18 protein-coding genes are annotated in these 18,363 nt (G+C 58.1%); 11 read left to right on the top strand and 7 right to left on the bottom strand.

Going from position 1 to position 18,363, the window contains the following annotated elements; all coding sequences use genetic code 11:
• Positions 1-81: 81 nt before the first annotated feature.
• On the top strand, positions 82-822 hold the full coding sequence (locus tag GFB49_RS02795; protein ID WP_153214263.1) for a GNAT family N-acetyltransferase: 741 nt from the start codon (positions 82-84) through the stop codon (positions 820-822).
• A 70-nt stretch (positions 823-892) separates the two neighbouring features.
• Positions 893-2,701, top strand: a complete 1,809-nt coding sequence (locus GFB49_RS02790; protein WP_153214262.1) for an ABC-F family ATP-binding cassette domain-containing protein — start codon at positions 893-895, stop codon at positions 2,699-2,701.
• Positions 2,702-2,807: 106 nt separating this feature from the next.
• Here GFB49_RS02790 and GFB49_RS02785 read toward each other — a convergent pair whose 3' ends face one another.
• Together GFB49_RS02785 and tyrS are read right to left on the bottom strand one after the other, a co-directional pair.
• Positions 2,808-3,734 (bottom strand): GNAT family N-acetyltransferase, encoded by a 927-nt coding sequence (locus GFB49_RS02785; protein WP_153214261.1) that lies wholly within the window; start codon positions 3,732-3,734, stop codon positions 2,808-2,810.
• A gap of 252 nt (positions 3,735-3,986) precedes the next feature.
• Positions 3,987-5,240: a tyrosine--tRNA ligase gene (gene tyrS, locus GFB49_RS02780; RefSeq protein WP_153214260.1), complete on the bottom strand. Its 1,254-nt coding sequence runs from the start codon at positions 5,238-5,240 to the stop codon at positions 3,987-3,989.
• A gap of 142 nt (positions 5,241-5,382) precedes the next feature.
• Here tyrS and GFB49_RS02775 point away from each other — a divergent pair, with 142 nt between their 5' ends.
• Entirely contained in the window at positions 5,383-6,495 is a 1,113-nt protein-coding gene (locus GFB49_RS02775; RefSeq protein ID WP_153214259.1) for an anhydro-N-acetylmuramic acid kinase, read from the top strand.
• 163 nt (positions 6,496-6,658) lie between these two features.
• Here GFB49_RS02775 and GFB49_RS02770 read toward each other — a convergent pair whose 3' ends face one another.
• A complete protein-coding gene (locus tag GFB49_RS02770) occupies positions 6,659-7,078 on the bottom strand; it encodes a cupin domain-containing protein (protein WP_153214258.1) in 420 nt (139 codons plus the stop codon).
• Between the two features lie 52 nt (positions 7,079-7,130).
• Here GFB49_RS02770 and GFB49_RS02765 point away from each other — a divergent pair, with 52 nt between their 5' ends.
• Complete coding sequence (locus GFB49_RS02765; RefSeq protein ID WP_153214257.1) at positions 7,131-8,549, top strand: protein adenylyltransferase SelO; 1,419 nt, start codon at positions 7,131-7,133, stop codon at positions 8,547-8,549.
• 21 nt (positions 8,550-8,570) lie between these two features.
• On the opposite strand, the gene GFB49_RS02760 is transcribed toward GFB49_RS02765, so the two are convergent.
• Positions 8,571-9,896: a DEAD/DEAH box helicase gene (locus GFB49_RS02760; RefSeq protein WP_343032446.1), complete on the bottom strand. Its 1,326-nt coding sequence runs from the start codon at positions 9,894-9,896 to the stop codon at positions 8,571-8,573.
• Between the two features lie 228 nt (positions 9,897-10,124).
• Between GFB49_RS02760 and GFB49_RS02755 the strand changes: the two genes are divergently transcribed.
• From GFB49_RS02755 to GFB49_RS02730, 6 genes are all read left to right on the top strand, one after another.
• Positions 10,125-10,538 carry a Fur family transcriptional regulator gene (locus GFB49_RS02755; RefSeq protein WP_153214256.1) on the top strand — a complete coding sequence of 138 codons (414 nt, stop codon included), beginning with the start codon at positions 10,125-10,127 and terminating at the stop codon, positions 10,536-10,538.
• Positions 10,539-10,685: 147 nt separating this feature from the next.
• Positions 10,686-11,570: a DMT family transporter gene (locus tag GFB49_RS02750; protein ID WP_153214255.1), complete on the top strand. Its 885-nt coding sequence runs from the start codon at positions 10,686-10,688 to the stop codon at positions 11,568-11,570.
• Positions 11,571-11,729: 159 nt separating this feature from the next.
• Complete coding sequence (gene eno / locus GFB49_RS02745) at positions 11,730-13,007, top strand: phosphopyruvate hydratase (protein WP_153214254.1); 1,278 nt, start codon at positions 11,730-11,732, stop codon at positions 13,005-13,007.
• A gap of 74 nt (positions 13,008-13,081) precedes the next feature.
• Positions 13,082-13,540: an MEKHLA domain-containing protein gene (locus GFB49_RS02740; RefSeq protein ID WP_153214253.1), complete on the top strand. Its 459-nt coding sequence runs from the start codon at positions 13,082-13,084 to the stop codon at positions 13,538-13,540.
• Positions 13,541-13,551: 11 nt separating this feature from the next.
• Positions 13,552-14,145: a GNAT family N-acetyltransferase gene (locus GFB49_RS02735; RefSeq protein WP_153214252.1), complete on the top strand. Its 594-nt coding sequence runs from the start codon at positions 13,552-13,554 to the stop codon at positions 14,143-14,145.
• Positions 14,146-14,288: 143 nt separating this feature from the next.
• On the top strand, positions 14,289-14,861 hold the full coding sequence (locus GFB49_RS02730) for a hypothetical protein (RefSeq protein WP_153214251.1): 573 nt from the start codon (positions 14,289-14,291) through the stop codon (positions 14,859-14,861).
• A 5-nt stretch (positions 14,862-14,866) separates the two neighbouring features.
• Here the strand turns inward: GFB49_RS02730 and GFB49_RS02725 are convergent, their stop codons facing one another.
• From GFB49_RS02725 to mazG, 3 genes are read right to left on the bottom strand one after another with little or no spacing between them, the layout of a single operon-like run.
• The gene (locus tag GFB49_RS02725; protein ID WP_153214250.1) at positions 14,867-15,328 is read right to left on the bottom strand and encodes a GNAT family N-acetyltransferase; all 462 of its coding nucleotides are present in this window, start codon (positions 15,326-15,328) and stop codon (positions 14,867-14,869) included.
• Positions 15,325-16,266, bottom strand: coding sequence for a nucleoside hydrolase (locus GFB49_RS02720; RefSeq protein ID WP_153214249.1), 942 nt, complete (start codon positions 16,264-16,266; stop codon positions 15,325-15,327). Before GFB49_RS02720 ends, GFB49_RS02725 begins: the two co-directional genes overlap by 4 nt.
• 9 nt (positions 16,267-16,275) lie before the next feature.
• Entirely contained in the window at positions 16,276-17,097 is an 822-nt protein-coding gene (gene mazG / locus GFB49_RS02715) for a nucleoside triphosphate pyrophosphohydrolase (protein WP_153214248.1), read from the bottom strand.
• A 64-nt stretch (positions 17,098-17,161) separates the two neighbouring features.
• Here mazG and GFB49_RS02710 point away from each other — a divergent pair, with 64 nt between their 5' ends.
• Positions 17,162-18,325 carry a M20 aminoacylase family protein gene (locus tag GFB49_RS02710; protein WP_153214247.1) on the top strand — a complete coding sequence of 388 codons (1,164 nt, stop codon included), beginning with the start codon at positions 17,162-17,164 and terminating at the stop codon, positions 18,323-18,325.
• Positions 18,326-18,363 lie beyond the last annotated feature (38 nt).

Genomic DNA, 18,363 nt, shown 5'->3' with positions numbered 1-18,363 from the left:
TCATGCTGCCTATGTAATGCGGGCAGATCATGGTTAGAATTCCGGTCCGCAAAGGGCCGGACCGAAGGGGCGGAGTAGCGAATGTCAGAGCAGACAGTGTTGCTGAGCAAAGGGCGCTATGTGGCGCGGCTGGCGGCGGGTGATGTGGATATCGCCGCGGTTCAGGCCCTGCGGACCTTGTGTTTTCGCACGCCGCGCATCGATCAGGATGAGTTTGACAGCGAATGCGCTCATATCCTGGTGGAAGACAGCCGAAGTGGCGCATTGGTCTGTTGTTTCCGGATGCTGGTTCTGGACGGCGGCAATGACGTCAGCCGCAGTTATTCGGCGCAGTTCTACGACCTGTCGGCGCTGCACGCTTTTGAAGGGCGTATGGTCGAAATGGGGCGGTTCTGCATCCATCAGGCCTGGAATGATGCGGATATTCTGCGAGTCGCCTGGGGCGCGATGACGGCTTATGTGGACCAAAATGATATTCAGATGTTGTTTGGCTGTTCGTCCTTTGCAGGGACCGAGACCGAGGATTATCTGGACGCCTTTGCCATGCTCAAACATCGCCACCTGGCCCCCAAACGCTGGCTGCCGCGTGTGAAGGCACCAAATGTATTCCGCTATGCGGCGCGGCTGCGGCGCAAACCGGATGCCAAAAAGGCAATGCTGCGGATGCCGCCCTTGTTGCGGACCTATTTGATGATGGGCGGATGGGTCAGCGACCACGCGGTTGTCGACACCCATATGAACACGCTGCATGTGTTCACTGGCCTGGAAATCGGAGCGATTCCGCCTGCGCGCAAACGGTTGCTGCGGGCTGTGGCCGGGTGAATTTGAGTATTTGAGAAAAGATGAAAGCGCGGGCGTTGACGGAATGCTGTCAGCGGTTTAGCTGGCTTTTATGGCACGTATTCCTCTTCTGCAGATGAACGGGATTTCCTTGACCTTTGGTGGGGACCCCATTTTTTCCGACCTTGATCTGGTGGTTCAACCCGGCGACCGCGTGGCGCTGGTGGGGCGCAATGGTTCAGGGAAATCGACCCTGATGAAAATCATGGCGGGGTTGGTTGAGGCGGACACCGGATCCATCGTTGTGCCGCCTGGCAAATCCGTTGGGTACATGGAGCAGGATCCCAAGATGGAGGGCTTTGCCACGCTGGGGGATTTTGCGGCCAGCGGGCTTGAACCGGGTGAGATGTACAAGGTGGAACGCGCTGGCGAAGGGCTGAAGTTTGATCCCGCACGCGCTGTGGAAACTGCATCCGGTGGCGAGCGCCGCCGTGCCGCCTTGGCCAAGCTGATGGCTGAGGCGCCGGATCTGATGCTGCTGGACGAACCCACCAACCATTTGGACATTTCCGCCATCCAATGGCTTGAGGATGAGCTGTCCGCCACCCGCGCAGGCTTTGTTCTGATTTCTCACGACCGGGCCTTTTTGAATGCGCTGACCCGCGCGACGCTTTGGGTGGATCGCGGTCAAGTGCGGCGACAGGAAAAAGGCTTTGAGGCCTTTGAAGCCTGGCGCGACAAGGTCTGGGATGAGGAAGACCAGGCACGCCACAAGCTCAATCGCCTGATCAAATCCGAAAGCCGTTGGGCCGTGGAAGGAATCAGTGCCCGGCGCAAGCGCAATATGGGCCGGGTGCGCGCCTTGCAGGATCTGAAATCAGAACGTGCCTCCCAAATCAAACGCCAGGGTGCAGCTGAATTGGCATTGGAGAGCGGGCCAAAATCAGGTCGCAAGGTGATCGAAGCGGAAGGTCTGGCCAAATCTTTTGGCGACAAGGTGATTCTGTCCAATTTTGATCTGAAGGTGCAGCGCAGCGATCGCGTGGCCTTTGTTGGTCCAAATGGGGTGGGCAAGACCACCTTGCTCAAGATGTTGTTGGGGCAGGAAGAGCCCGACGCGGGGCAGGTGAAGCTGGGGACCAATCTGGAAGTTGCTCTGTTTGACCAGACCCGCGACCAATTGGACGGTGATCTGAGCCTTTGGGAAAATCTGACGTCGGATCCATCCATGCGGATCTCGGGCAAGGCGGATCAGGTTATGGTGCGGGGGCAGCCGAAACATGTGGTCGGCTACCTCAAAGAGTTTTTGTTTGACGAACGCCAGGCCCGCGCGCCGGTGCGGTCGCTGTCCGGAGGGGAAAAGGCGCGTTTACTGTTGGCGCGATTGATGGCGCGCAGTTCCAACCTCCTGGTGTTGGATGAACCGACCAACGATCTGGATGTCGAGACGCTGGATCTGCTGCAAGAGCTGTTGGATGCCTATGACGGGACGGTTTTGCTGGTAAGCCACGACCGGGATTTCCTGGACCGGGTGGCGACGACGACCATTGCCATGGAAGGCAACGGTAAAGCGACGGTCTATGCGGGTGGTTGGAGCGATTATCTGGCGCAGCGCCAGCCTGAAGTTGCGGTGGAAGCCGCCAGCAAGCCCAAAGCGGCCAAAGCCAAACCGAAGGCAGAGGCCAAACCTGTTGAGGGGCTGAGCTTTAAGGAAAAGCATCGATTGGAAGCTTTGCCGGATGAGATCGATCGATTGGAGAAGGAGATTGCCAAGCTGGAAGAGCTGATGGCGGATCCTGAATTATTCTCAAGAGAGCCGGTGAAGTTCAAGAAGGCCACAGAAGCCCTTGTGGAGCGTCAGGAAAAACTGGCTGCGTCCGAGGAGGAATGGTTGATCCTTGAAGAAAAGGCAGCGGAATAACCTCCGGAGAGATGAAGTTTTTCGCTTCGGGCTTTGCCCGAAACGACCGGCGCCGCGCCCTTTGGGCGCGGCGCCGTCGCATCTGGTTGAACCGAACAGGTCAGTATCAAGCGCGCATCAGGTTGAGATCCAGCCGCGCAAGTGGGGCAAGTCTGCGCCCCAAGGGGGGCCAGAACAGCCAGGTGCCGCCCAGTTTGCGAAGCTCTGCGCCAGTGCCCAGTTTGAAGCGCGCCAGACCTTCGGCATCCTCAGTATTGATAACTCCCAGGTCAAGGCTGTGGCATCCTTTGGCGGCCAGCCACTCCATTGCCGACCACATCAGGAGATTATGTGCGTTTTGGGCTTTGCCAGCCTCTGTGCTGTGAGCGATGTGATAGGTCGCGCGGTCGCCATGGGTCAGGATGAGCACGCCCGCCACAATGTCATTGCCCAAATGGGCCTGAAACAGCTTGGCCTGACCGGGGTTGCTTTGCGCATAGGCGAGGGTCAGTGCCGTAGGCCAGCTGCGATAGCCACGTGTTTGTTGCAAGGCGCTATCTGCGCGCAACAGCCAGTGGTCCGGGTCAATGGGCATATTTTGCCGGGTCACGCGCAGGTTCGCGTTTTCTGCCGCATTCAGACGGTTGCGCCATTTCTGCTGCAAGCGCGCCCGGAGATCCGCGCGCGTGCCTCCAAGATCCAGCACCGCCACCGAGGCGGGCGTCATCAGGGGCAGGGCGCCAAGGCGCGCAAGTTCGGGCGTGGGCCGCTCGGGGGACAGCAGCACAGGTGTGCGCGGCATGCCTTCCTCTTGCAGAATTTCAAGCAGCCGTGCCGGTTTTGTCAGATCCGCGCGGTTGATCATGGCCACGGGAATGCGCCCCCAGAACTTGCGGCGCAAGACGATCATATCTTGCATTCGGTCCAGCCGCAGCGGTGTTTGACCGCTCAGGCGCAGCGCCTTGGCGAACTCATCAGATTGCGGCAACGCCCGGTCGCGCGTGTCGCAGGAGGTGGCATGGGGCATGGGGTCGGCAGAGCTGAGATCAAACATGGGCCCATTAACCCCAGCGAAACCTAATTGATGGTTAATCAGGTCATGAAAAATCGAAATAAAGTTTACGGGGTCGCGGCCCCTTGTTCCCGAATGACCAAAACCGCCGCTTTTTTGGTCGCAACAGCCCTGTCTGTGCCAGTGTTTGTGGTGCTGACGCTGGTGGATTACTTTCTTTTGTAATGCTCAAAAGAAAGGGGCGCAGTTTGCGCCCCTTGTGTCATCCAAGTGCTTTTCGATTTGCGATTCTGGTCAGCCTTCCAGCTGGACCAAGGCGTGGCGTTTTTTGCCGGCTGACAGTTTGACTGGAGAGGCTAGCGCAGCGGCATCCAACATTAGGCCTGCGTCGGTCAGAGGCTTGTCGTCGATCTTGGCGCCGTTTTCTGAAATGAGGCGTTTGGCATCCTTGCCGGATTTAGCGAGGCCTGATTTGACCAGCGCCTGTACAATGGACATGCCATCGCCCAGATCCGCAGCGGTCAGGGTCAAGGTCGGCAGGTCATCCCCGACGCCACCTTTTTCAAACACCTCGCGCGCCGTGGCCTCGGCGGCGGAGGCGGCCTCTGGCCCGTGCAGCAAGGTTGTGACCTCATTGGCCAGGATCACTTTAGCGGCGTTGATCTCAGACCCTGCAAGCGCGCCCAGACGCTCACATTCTTCGACCGGAAGCTCCGTATAGAGTTTCAAGAATCGACCCACGTCCGCGTCCGTTGTATTGCGCCAGAATTGCCAAAATTCATAAGGGCTCAGCATGTCGCCGTTCAGCCAGATGGCCCCGCCTTGGGATTTCCCCATCTTGCGACCATCCGAGGTGGTCAACAGTGGGGAGGTCAGGCCATAGATCTCATTGTCCAGAACACGGCGGGTGAGGTCGATACCGTTGACAATATTGCCCCATTGATCCGAACCGCCCATCTGCAACACACAGCCGTAGCGGCGATTGAGCTCCAGGAAGTCATAGGCCTGCAGAATCATGTAGTTGAATTCTAGGAAAGACAGCGATTGTTCGCGGTCCAGGCGGGATTTAACACTCTCGAACGACAGCATCCGATTGACCGAGAAATGGCGACCAATGTCGCGCAGGAATTCAAGATAGTTCAGGTCATCCAGCCATTCGGCATTGTTCAGCATCAACGCGTCCGATGCGCCATCTCCGTAAGAAAGGTACTTCGCAAAGACCTGCTGCATGCCGTGGATATTCGCTTGAATTTGCTCTGGGCCCAACAGCGGGCGCTCGTCCGAGCGGAAGGATGGGTCACCCACTTTTGTGGTGCCGCCGCCCATCAAGGTGATCGGACGATGCCCGGATTTCTGCAGCCAGCGCAGCATCATAATATTCAGCAAATGGCCGACATGCAGCGACTGAGCGGTCGCATCATAGCCGATGTATGCGGTTACGGTGCCGTTCACCATCGCCTCATCCAGGCCCTGATAATCGGTGCAGTCCGCAAGGAACCCGCGTTCCATCATAACGGCGATGAACTCCGATTTTGGATGATAAGTCATAACATGCCTCGGCTAATGAATTGCGAGGGGCTGTATAAAGCGCAATTGGATTGGTTGGAACCTATTTTCCTGCGAAAATTCCCGCTGTATCCTGCAATACAAGGGCGGCGCAGATCCGCCAGTGGTCAAAAGGCGCAGGAACATGGGACGAGCGATTTCAAAAACGGGCGTGGTGCATGCGGCAGGAGCCATGAGTGGTACCTCGCTGGATGGGGTGGATGTGGCTGTGATTGATACAGATGGTCACCGCATTCACGGATTTGGACGAAGCGCCTACCGGGCGTATAGCGCCGAGGAACGCGCGATCCTGCGGGCGGCTCTGGGGCAGTGGTCGGGGCCTGAGGTGGAGGCCGCAGCGCAGGTTGTGACGGCGGCGCATCAAAGGCTGCTGAGCGGGTTTTCCGACGTCGCAGTTTTGGGGTTTCACGGCCAGACCCTGGCCCATGCGCCGCGCTTGCAAGGAACCCTGCAGGTTGGCGATGGTGCTGCATTGGCCCAAGCGCTGGGGGCACCGGTGGTTTGGGACTTCCGCAGCGATGATGTGGCAATGGGGGGAGAGGGCGCGCCGCTGGCGCCGTTTTTCCATTTTGCCTGTGCAAAATACATCGGGGCCGCGCAGCCTTTGTGTTTTTTGAATCTCGGCGGGGTGGGCAATCTGACCTATGTCGATCCGCGTTTTGAGAGGCCGGAGGAGGATGGCGCTCTTTTAGCCTTTGACACGGGACCGGCCAATGCGCCGGTGAACGACCTTGTGCAAGCGCGTTTGGGGCTTTCGATGGATGAGGGCGGGAAAATTGCCAAGTCCGGAACCGTTGAGACCGGCGCGTTGGAGTTGTTCCTGGCGGAGCCTTATTTTGCAAGAATGCCGCCCAAATCACTGGATCGAAATGATTTTGCAGAGATGGTTGGTTTGGTTCGGGAGCTTTCTGATGCGGATGCCGCGGCGACATTGACGGGAATGTGTGCGGCAGCTGTGGCAGAGGCCATGCAGCATTGCCCCCAAGCGCCAACCAAGGTTCTGGTGACCGGTGGCGGACGGCATAATCCGGTATTGATGGATATGTTGAAAGTGTCCTTGGAATGTGAGGTTGAACCGGTCGAAGCCGTTGGACTGGACGGGGATATGCTGGAGGCTCAGGCCTTTGCGTTTTTGGCGGTGCGTGTCGCGCGTGGCTTGCCCACGTCAGCCCCATCGACAACCGGTGTCAGCGCTTGTGTTGGCGGGGGAACTGTCAGCGTCCCGGCGTCGGGTTGAAGCTGAGGTTGACACACAGCGCTCCCGCCCGTCCCACGATGCTTTGAAAAAGCCCCGGGTCCCGTTGGGCCGGGCGCGCCTGCGCAGCCCAAGGGGCTGCGCAGGCGCGCTGGTCGCTTCGGGCTGAGCCCGAAGCGAAACCCCTCATGCACGGGGCAATTGCCTATTGGCGCGGTATGTCGAAACCTTTGGGCGCCAGCTCAAACCCGTCAAACTGAAATCCGGGGCTCACGGTGCAGCTCACCAAGGTCCAATCCCCTGTGGTCTTTGCCGCCTGCCAGTGCCCTTTGGGCACAATCACTTGCGGCTCGCCTTGGGTAAGATCCGGTGACAACAGATGATCCTGCGCGGGGCCGGAGGCATTCGCAGCCAAGGACAGTACCAGAGGGGCGCCGGCGTGATAGAGCCATATTTCCGCTGCATCCACCCGATGCCAATGGCTGCGCTCAGTGGCCTTCAAGAGGAAGTAGATACATGTGCCGGTGGCGCGTCCTGGATTGTCAGCTGCCCATGTTTCCCGGAACCAGCCTCCTTCGGGGTGGGGGGCGAGGTTGAGCTTTGCAATAATCTCATCAGCGGTCATCTGAACATCCTTTGTGGCTGGTAATCTTGCAGGCTTTGCATATCTTTGCCCCATGACATTCAGCATCCCTTTTGACAATTCCTTCGCAGGCCTTGATCCGGTCTTTTTCACCAAGCTTGCGCCAGAACCTGTGGCCGCGCCGCAATTGCGCGCGTTCAATGAAGCGTTGGCTGATGTTCTGGGCATCGCGTCCGGAGAGCCTGCGGAAATGGCTGCGGTTTTTGGCGGCAGCCAGGTGCCGGACGGGGCGGAGCCCTTGGCGCAGCTGTACAGCGGTCATCAATTTGGCACTTATAATCCGCAACTTGGCGATGGGCGCGCGATTCTCTTAGGCGAAACGCTGGGAGCTGACGGGATACGCCGAGACATTCAGCTAAAAGGCTCGGGGCGCACGCCTTACTCCCGACAAGGGGATGGCCGCGCCTGGCTGGGGCCGGTTTTGCGGGAATATGTCGTCTCGGAAGCGATGCACGCCTTGGGCATCCCAACCACACGCGCTTTGGCTGTTGTCGAGACGGGAGAGACTGTCTGGCGCGAGCGGGGGCTGCCCGGAGCTGTGCTGACCCGTGTTGCCCAAAGCCATCTGCGGGTGGGGACATTTCAGATCTTTGCGGTGCGCGGGCAGGTGGATGCGTTAAAGACCCTCACCCAATACGCCATCGAGCGGCATTATCCAGAGGCACAAGGGCCGATGGGGTTGCTCCGCGCTGTGCGGGACCGACAGGTCCAGTTGATTGCCGCCTGGATGGGGGTGGGCTTCATCCACGGGGTGATGAACACTGACAATTGCGCGATCGCGGGTGAGACGATTGACTATGGTCCTTGTGCCTTTATGGATGATTTCCATCCCAATCGGGTGTTCTCTTCGATCGACCGGATGGGGCGTTATGCCTATGCCAACCAGCCGCAAATCATTGTCTGGAACCTGGCGCAGTTGGCTACCGCCCTGTTGCAGCAGCTGGATGATCCCGAGGCTGCGGTTGAAGAAGCGACCGAGATCATTCATGCCATGCCCGCCTTGTTACAAGCGGCCTGGGTCGACACGTTTCGGGCCAAGATCGGCCTGACGACCAAAGAAGACGGAGATCAGGATCTGATCATGGGCCTGCAGGAGCGCATGACCCAGGAACGCGCGGATTTCACCGATACGTTCCGGGCCTTGTCAGATGGCGCAGCGCGGGATCAGTTTTTGGATCCTGGGGCCTTCGACCAGTGGGAGCCAAGCTGGCGTGCGCGTCTGGCGCGGGAGAAGGCTCCATTGGATGTGATGCGCGCAGTGAACCCGGTTTTCATCCCGCGCAACCACAGGATCGAACAGATGATCGAAGCGGCAGTTGCAGGGGATTTTGCACCGTTTGAGCGGTTGAACCGGGTTCTGTCTGATCCATATAGCGAACAGCCAGACGACATGGATCTGACGCGCCCACCCACAGAGAACGAAGTGGTCGCGGCCACCTTTTGCGGAACCTAATCGGTTCCGCAGAACCGCAGGTTAGCTAGAGCGCCGTCCCGGAGACGGGGTATTGTGCTTGGCCGGTTTTTTGCCCTTGTTGCGACGGCGAAACCCGCCGGGTTTCCCATCCGAGGGGCCGCTTGCCTCTGCCTTTGGACCGCCGGCCGGACGCCCGCCACGACGCGGGCCGCTGCCACGGCGCCCTTTGGGGGCTGCAGCTGGATCGGGCATGGCTTCCCAGGGGCGACCAGAGGCGACTGGGATCGTGATCTTCATGGTCTTTTGGATGGCTTTCAGCTCATCCATCTCATCCGGCGCACAGAAGGCTACGGCTTGACCGTCTTTGCCTGCGCGGGCGGTGCGGCCGATCCGGTGCACATAGGCGTCCGGGACATTTGGCAGCTCATAGTTATAGACATATTTCACATCCGGGATATCCAGTCCGCGGGCCGCCACATCGGTTGCAACCAGAAACTTGACCTCACCCGATTTGAAGGCGGCCAAGGCGCGCTCACGCTGGCCCTGGCTTTTGTTGCCATGGATCGCGGCGGCCGAGAAACCGGCCTTGTCCAGCGTCTTCATCAGACGTTCCATGCCGTGTTTGGTTCGGCCAAAGATCAGCGTGCGCTCATCCTTGTGTTCGGCCAACAGCTCTTTCAGCAGCGAGAGCTTTTCAGCCTTGGCGATGAAGTGGATCGACTGGGTCACTTTGGCGGCAGGTTTGCCGGGCGGGGTCACCTCGATACGAATGGGGCTGTCCAGATAGGTGGAGGCAATCTCGTTCATCTGTTTCGGCATAGTGGCCGAGAACAGCATGGTCTGGCGCTCTTTGGGCAGAAGCGGCGCAATCTTGCGCAGCGCGTGGATAAAGCCCATGTCCAGCATTTGGTCGGCCTCATCCAGGACCAGGAAATCGCATGAGCCCAGATCGATGGCTTCGCGCTCCATAATGTCCAGCAAGCGCCCTGGTGTCGCCACCACGATATCCGTGCCGCGTGATAGGCGGGTGATCTGCGGGTTGATGGACACGCCACCCACAATCACGGTGACCCGCACAGGTGTGCTTTCGGTCAGCGCCTTCAGGGTTTCAGAGATCTGGTTCACCAATTCCCGGGTCGGGGCCAGGATCAGCGCGCGCGCGGTGCCCGCGGCGGGTTTGCGGCCATAAGCCAGCATCTGGGCGACCAGCGGAATACCAAAGGCCGCCGTCTTGCCGGTGCCGGTTTGCGCCAGACCCAAGACATCGCGCCCCTGCAAGGCATGCGGAATGGCCCGCGCCTGAATGGGGGTCGGGGTGCTCAGCTCCATGGCTTCAAGACGTTTCAAAAGCTGCGGCGGCAGCTCCATTGCAGCAAAATCGCTCACTCGGTGATCCTTTCGCAGCCAGATGCGCCGGATCGGCGGGGCTGCTGTCATGCGCGGCTGGGCTATCGTCGATAGGGCCGCAGTCAAAGAATGTCAGTTGCAGCGCAAATGACTGTGGATAACCAGCTTGTCAACCGGCTAAGGTCAAGAAAAGCCGGTTTGCGGCGCGAAGAGGATGCGTTAAAGACGGGACGCTCCAAGACTTTGCAGTGAGAAGAAAGGACTGCGATGACAACGTCGATTATCGCCCGGTGTGAGGCCAAAGGGCTGCGTATGACTGGTCAGCGTCGTGTGATTGCGCAGGTGCTACAAGACAGTGCCGATCACCCGGATGTCGAAGAGCTGTACAAGCGAGCGATTGCGCAGGACGACGGGATTTCCATCGCGACAGTGTACCGGACCGTCAAACTGTTTGAAGAAGCAGGCATTTTGGAACGTTTGGAATTTGGTGACGGGCGCGCGCGGTATGAAGATGCTGAACGGGATCACCATGATCATCTGATCGATCTTAACAGTGGTGAAGTGATCGAATTCTGTGACCCCGACATTGAAGCGCTGCAAGAGAAGATCGCGCGCAAGCTGGGCTATGAACTGCGCGGTCACAAGCTGGAGCTTTATGGCGTTCCAAAACGCGAGGGTTAAGTCCCGCGTCGCGCGCGCTTCTATCACATTTGGTGATGTCTACCCTCACGTCAAATCATGATGGTTCGTCGCATTTGTTCTTGCTGAAATGCCTGTTTCCGATGTCAAGGAAACAGCGCACATCAAATGGCAGCTGGGAGCGGGACCATGAACAATGTAAACGGTATTTTGTTGGTACTGCTCGCCATGGTGGGCTTCACGATCGAGGATATGTTTATCAAAGCTCTGTCGTCGGGGCTTGCGGTGGGGCAAATTCTGATTGTTCTGGGCTGCGGCAGCGGGTTTATCTTTGCCTCTTTAGCCAAGGTGCAAGGGCACGATCTTCTGAACCCACGCTATTGGTCACCTTTGATGATCCTGCGCGCCGTGGCAGAGGCGTTTGCCGCATTGGCCTATGCAACGGCTTTGTCGCTGCTTGATATTTCGACGGTTGCGGCGGTGTTTCAGGCGACGCCGCTGGTTATCACCATGGGCGCGGCCCTGTTTCTGGGGGAACAGGTCGGCTGGCGTCGGTGGAGTGCGATTTTTGTCGGCTTCACCGGGGTGATGCTGATCATCCGCCCCGGCCTTGATACATTTCAACCTTCATCCCTGTTGGTTTTGGTGGCCGTTCTGGGGGTGGCTGTACGGGACCTGATTACCCGCAGGCTGGATCCAAGCCTGCCGTCCACTGTAATCAGTTTCCAGGCCTTTGCCTCTGTCATTCCGGCTGGGGCCGTCTTGATTTGGTGGCACGGAGCGGGCTGGTCGAACCCGACGGGCAGCGATTGGGCGATGATTGCAGGCGGCGTGTTCTTTGGGGTGTGCGGCTACTATGCCATCGTGATCGCCATGCGGATTGGTGATGCGGCTGTTGTCACGCCGTTTCGTTACACCCGATTGCTGTTCTCCATTCTGGTTGGGGCCATTGTCTTTGCGGAACGTCCCGACAGCTTGACGCTGCTGGGCTCTGCGCTGGTGATCTGTTCTGGTCTTTATACATTCCTGCGCGAGCGCCGACTCTTGCGGGCTACAGCCGATGCGGCCACCTGAACACATTTGTGTTTGATTTCAAATCGTTGGCGCAAACAGTGGATTTGTTAGCCCTAACCTCTGCATTTTATTGCCGTTAGCGATAACGAACGTGGTTTACTTTTACAAATCGGCTGATATGACGGAGCCAACCTTAAGTCACAGCCAGGGACATCAGTGATGAGCACTATTATCGACATTCACGCCCGTGAAATTCTGGACAGCCGCGGCAATCCGACCGTTGAGGTCGATGTGCTGCTGGAAGACGGCACCATGGGCCGCGCCGCCGTACCGTCAGGCGCATCGACCGGTGCCTATGAGGCGGTCGAAAAACGCGATGGCGACAAAGCGCGTTACTTGGGCAAAGGCGTCCTGGAAGCGGTTGCCGCTGTCAACGGTGAGATTGCAGAAGAGCTGGTTGGCTTTGATGCCACCGATCAGGTGGCCGTGGATCAGGCGATGATCGATCTGGACGGCACCGAAAACAAAGGTCGTTTGGGCGCAAACGCGATCCTGGGCGTGTCCATGGCGGCTGCCAAAGCCGCGGCGGATTTCACCACCCAGCCGCTTTATCGTTATGTTGGCGGCACCTCTGCGCGCATCCTGCCGGTTCCGATGATGAACATCATCAACGGTGGTGAGCACGCGGATAACCCAATCGACATCCAAGAATTCATGATCATGCCAGTGGCTGCGGACAACATCCGTGATGCGGTCCGCATGGGGGCTGAAGTCTTCCATACTTTGCGCAAAGACCTGATCACCGCTGGTATGTCCACTGGTCTGGGAGACGAGGGTGGTTTTGCACCTGAATTGGGATCTACCCGCGACGCGCTGGATTTCATCCTGAAGGCCATCGAAAAGGCCGGTTACAAACCGGGTGAAGAAATTCACTTGGCGCTCGATTGCGCGGCCACCGAATACTACAAAGATGGCAATTACGTCATGTCCGGTGAAGGCACCACACTGACGTCTGAGGAAAACGCGGCTTATCTGGCAGCGCTGGTCAACGACTATCCGATCATCTCCATCGAAGACGGTATGGCGGAAGACGACTGGGACGGCTGGAAAGCGCTGACCGATATGATCGGTGACAAGGTGCAGCTGGTGGGTGATGATCTGTTCGTGACCAACCCAGCACGTCTGGCAGACGGTATTGCTCGTGGTTGCGCGAACTCGATGCTGGTCAAAGTGAACCAGATCGGCACCCTGACCGAGACTCTGAAAGCCGTCGATATGGCGCACCGTGCCCGTTACACCAACGTGATGTCCCACCGCTCGGGTGAGACCGAGGATGCGACCATCGCAGACCTGGCAGTGGCGACCAACTGTGGCCAGATCAAAACCGGCTCGCTGGCACGCTCTGACCGGCTTGCGAAATACAACCAGCTGATCCGTATCGAAGAAATGCTGGGCGAAGTGGCTGAATACGCGGGCCGCTCGATCCTGAAAGGGTAACCTTATCCCCGATTGAACACGGCAAAGCCCCGCCTTATGGTGGGGCTTTGTTGTTTGATCAAAAAGGATAGGGCATGCAGGAACCAAGCGCCGACAACCAGTTTCAGGCCGAACATGCGCAGCTGTTGACGTCTAGCTATGCGCGGTTGTTGGGGCGGTCTCTTTATCGCTATGCGGAGCCGCAGGCGTTGTATCACGCGCCTTTTCCGATCCTGTCCCATGACACCAGCGATGACCCATGCCTTACCTATGGCAACCTTGCGGCGCAAGAGCTGTGGCAGATGGGGTGGGATCAACTGGTTGGCATGCCGTCGCGGTTGACTGCAGAACCCCACCACCGCGATGCGCGGGACGAGATGTTTGAGCGGATGCGCAAACAGGGGTTCATTGATGACTATGCCGGTATTCGTATCAGCGCGACAGGAAAACGGTTTGAGATCCGCAATGCCGTCGTCTGGGCCTTGATCGACTCAAATGGCGAAAAGCACGGCGAGGCGGCCACGTTTTCCGACTACAATTTTCTCACAGAATAAAGGTCCGTTTTATGACTTTTCCTGAAGGCATTACCGAACTTCCCGCAGGCACATTGGCAAGCGTGGTCACCTATCTTGAGATGACGTCACGTCCTGCCGAACGACTGGTGCCTGCCCCAGAAGGGATCACATTGCACCACCACAGTGCGCCAAGCGTGGACTGGTACCGCGCGTTGTATCGACTGGTGGGAGAGGATTTCTTGTGGTTTTCCCGGCTGGAAATGGAAGACGGCGAACTGGCCGCCCATCTGGCGCAAGACAGTGTTGAGGTCTGGTCCGTGCAAAAAGACGGCCGCGATCTGGGGCTGCTGGAGCTGGAATGGCAGGGCGCAGGCGATTGTGAGCTGTCCTTCTTTGGTCTGTCGGCTGAGCTCATCGGGGGCGGGGTTGGTCGGTGGTTGATGAACCATGCCATCGCGCGGGCCTTTGCGCGGCCGATCACGCGGTTTTACGTTCATACCTGCACTTTGGACAGCGCGCAGGCGCTGGGGTTTTATGTCCGCTCTGGCTTTGCGCCCTATCGCCGTGCCATCGAGCTTGTGCAAGATCCACGCCACAAGGGGCTCATCGCACCGGAAAAAGCAGCGCAAATCCCTCTGATCTGATCGCAAAGTTGCTTGTTCACGCATCACCGCACGTCTGAAATTCGAGAAACTCTACCTGATTCTGCGTGTGAGGGTTGTTTTGTAACTCTTTTATGACATTCTGGTCCTCCAATTGTTTTTTTTGAACAAGGAGAGGATGTCGCGTGGGTATGCTTGGCGCGTTTCGGTACTTGGGTTTGGTCTTGTTCGCTGGGATGATGTCTGTGGCGACGCCAGCAACAGCAGAGTGGCGGCGTGTTCAGGGTGGCCTACGATTGGATGGGCCGTTGGACAAAGTGCACCATGGCGCATTCCAACATTTCCTTTGGACTGCCTTGCTGAGCGAAGACCGGGGACAGCCCATTGGCATTTGGCTGAACAGCGCAGGTGGCAGCCTTGAAGAGGCGCTGCAAGTTGTGGAAGTGATCCAAGAGCTGCAAGGGGCGGGCACCCGTGTGGCGACCTTGGTTGCGCAGAATGGCGAATGTGATCTGCCCTGTGTTCTGGTCTTTGCACTGGGGCAGGAACGTTATGTCGAAGATGGCGCGCGGTTCATTTTGGATCTGGATCGGCTGTTGGCCGAAGAACCGGATGTGCTGCAGGGGCCGCTGGTGGCAATCCTGGCAGGGGCTGACGCGCAGTTTGCCGCCACAGTTTTATCCGCACAGGAGCGTCAGGCGCTGACAGGCACAGAGCTGGCGGCCAATTACCCAGAGTTCACCCGCCGTCTGCGCTGACGCAATCAACCGGGTTTCGCCAGCACCTTGGTCATCAGGAAATAGCGTTCGCGGGGTTCAAACCGGGCCCGACCATAAAGGCGCAGAGCCTGTTCGTTTTCGTAATCCACCTCAAGGTGAAGCGCTTTTAACCCCACATCCGCTAGCATTTTGGGCAGGTTTTGCAACACTTCTGTTGCGATGCCACGCCCGCGCACTGGGGGGCGAATGTAAAGCTCATCGACAAACCCGTCCATGCCGCCCAGTTCGACACTCCAGCCAAAGGTCAGGACGATATACCCCACGGGTGCGCGGGGCGGACCAATCAGATAGACCGCGCCATAGGGGTGACCGTGCAGCAAAGGTTCAATTGCGGCGCGGCGATGGGCGTCATCGCTGGTGATCTCGGTTTCCGCATGGAAGGCCTCGACCAGCTCCACCACCTTGTCCAGATGAGCAGGTTTGGCGAGGTGTAATTGTGCGCTCATAGCCGCGCGATCCTTTCGGTCAAAAGAGCAAAGAAGCCCTCTGCATCCACATCTCCCATGAACATGGCATTGGGCGCACGTTCTGTCACCCGCCACCAATCCGCGACTGTCATCCCCAGTGTCAATTTGGACTCAGTTTCAATCTCAACATTGATATGACGGCCCTGAAACAGATTGGGTTGCAACAGATAGGCAATCACACAGGGGTCATGCAGCGGGCCACCCTCAGATCCGTATTTGGCCACATCAAAGCGTTCAAAGAAATCCAGCATCTCGGCGGTGAAGGTTCCGACTGTGCTGCCCATGGCGCGAAATGTCTCGATATGGCTGCGGGTGGCCAGAACCTTATGTGTGACATCCAATGGCATCACGACCAAGGGAACGCCGGATTTAAACACAATTTCAGCAGCTTCCGGGTCAACGTAAATGTTGAACTCTGCCGCAGGGGTGATGTTGCCGACTTCGAAATAAGCGCCGCCCATCATCACCAATTCGCGCAGCTTGGGAATAATGTCTGGCGCGCGTTGAAAGGCTGTGGCCACATTGGTCAGCGGCCCCAGCGTACATAGGGTGACGCTGCCTGCGTCTTCGCGGCGGAGTGTTTCGATGATGAAATCCACCGCGTGGCCCTCTGCCAGGGGCAGGGTGGGGTCAAACAGCTCTGGCCCATCCAGACCAGTTTTACCGTGCACATGTTCCGCCGTGACCAAAGGGCGGGCCATCGGGGCGTCGCACCCTGCATAGATCGCGACATCCGTGCGGCCGGCCACCTCGCAGACGATCCGGGCGTTTTTCTGGGTCAGCGGCAAGGGCACATTGCCAGCCACACAGGTGATCCCCAGCAGGTCCAGCACATCCGGCGCGGCCAAGGCCAGCAGGATGGCAACCGCATCGTCTTGGCCCGGATCAGTGTCGATAATAATTTTACGTTTGGTCATGGTACCGTCTTATTCTTCGCGCCGTTCGTCCGCTTTGACCGCATCCCACAGCGCATCCATCTCTGTGAGGTCGCTGTCAGAAGGGGTCTTGCCGCGCGTGGCCAGTTTCGCCTCAACCCCCTGGAAACGGCGGGTGAATTTGGCATTGGCTTTGCGCAGGGCTGCCTCGGGTTCCACACCCAGATGACGCCCCAAGTTCGCCATGACAAACAACAGATCGCCAAACTCTTCTTCGACCTCGGTCTGGGACAGGTGATCGCGGGCCTCGACCAGCTCGGCCGATTCCTCAGCGATTTTGGCAATTACATTTTCCGCTGATGGCCAGTCAAACCCAACCCGCGCGGCGCGTTTTTGAAGCTTGTAGGCCCGAAGCAACGCAGGCAGTCCCACAGCAACGCCGTCCAATGTGCCTTGTTGATCTTTCTCAGCCCGTTCTGCGGCCTTGATCGCTTCCCAATCTGCTGTTTGCTGTTCTGCGGATTTCTCGCGGGTTTCATCGCCAAACACATGGGGATGCCGGCTGACCATCTTGTTGGACATGGTGGTGACCACATCCTGGAACGTGAAATGCCCGGCCTCTTCGGCCATCTGTGCATGAAACACGGATTGAAACAGCAAATCCCCCAATTCGCCCTTTAGCTCATCAAACGCGTTGCGCTCAATCGCGTCCGCAACCTCATAAGCCTCTTCGATGGTATAGGGCGCGATGGTGGCAAAGCTCTGTTCAATATCCCAGGGGCAGCCCGTCTTGGGGTCGCGCAACCGACGCATGATTTCGAGCAACCGCTCAATTCCCGCGCCTTCATCATAGAGGATTGAATTGTCTGACATTGCAGTTGCCCTTGTTCCAGTGTCACATGCATCAATCACCGAGTCGAATGCAGGAGTCCAGCCTATGCCGGTCGTGAACCGTATCGCCGATTATGCAGATGAGATGAAAGCCTGGCGACAGCATTTGCACAGCATCCCGGAACTGGCGCTTGATCTGCCCAAAACCGCGGCCTTTGTAAAAGAGCAGCTGTTGGCGATGGGCGTGGACGAGCTGCACGAGGGGATCGCCACCAGCGGTATGGTTGCCATCATCAACGGGCGTGGGCCGGGGCAGACGATGGGCCTGCGTGCAGATATGGATGCGCTGCCTATTATGGAAGAGACCGGCAAGGATTATGCCTCTGGCCACGCGGGCAATATGCATGCCTGCGGGCATGATGGCCACACCACGATGCTGCTGGGGGCTGCCAAGTATCTGGCCGAGACGCGCAATTTTGCGGGTCGGGTTGCGCTGATTTTCCAGCCTGCCGAAGAAACCATTGGTGGTGCGCGCATAATGGTCGAGGAAGGCGTGATCGAACGCTTTGATATTGCCGAAGTTTACGCGCTGCACACCGCGCCCGGTTTTCCGACTGGTCAGTTTGTCACCACGCCGGGGCCGATCATGGCTGCGGTGGATGAGTTTCATATCCATATCAAAGGTTTGGGCGGTCACGGTGCCTTGCCCCATGAAACACGCGACCCAGTGGTGGCCGCCTGTGGCATTGCCCAGGCGATCCAGACCATTGTCAGCCGCAATCATTTTGCGCTGGATGATCTCGTGGTCTCGGTCACTCAGATCCACACCGGCAGCGCCGATAACATCGTACCCGAGACCGCCTATATCAACGGGACGGTGCGCACCTTTGATAAAGGCGTGCAAGCCATGGTCATGCGCCGTCTTGAGGCGATCGTAGCGGGGCAGGCGCAGGCCTATGATGTCACGGCGGAGCTGAATTATGAGGTTGGATATCCGGCCACGGTGAATACCCCCTCCAAAGCCGAGCGCGCCATAGATGTCGCGCGCGAGATCGCAGGCGAGGCTATGGCCATTGGTGATTGTGAACGCCAGATGGGGGCGGAGGACTTCAGCTTCTTCCTGGAAGCGCGGCCCGGTGCCTATCTGTTCCTGGGGCAAGGCGAGGGGCCCAGTGTTCACCATCCCAAGTTCGACTTTAATGATGATATTGCGCCTATTGGCGCATCATTCTTTGCCCGAATGGTGGAACGATTGCAGCCTGTGGGATGACAGGTGGCCCATGTTTCGATATTTGATCAAATATTGAA

Origin of the sequence: Tritonibacter litoralis, from assembly GCF_009496005.1 — a bacterium.
GTDB lineage: Bacteria > Pseudomonadota > Alphaproteobacteria > Rhodobacterales > Rhodobacteraceae > Epibacterium > Epibacterium litoralis.
This window is presented reverse-complemented; position numbering and strand designations above follow the sequence as displayed.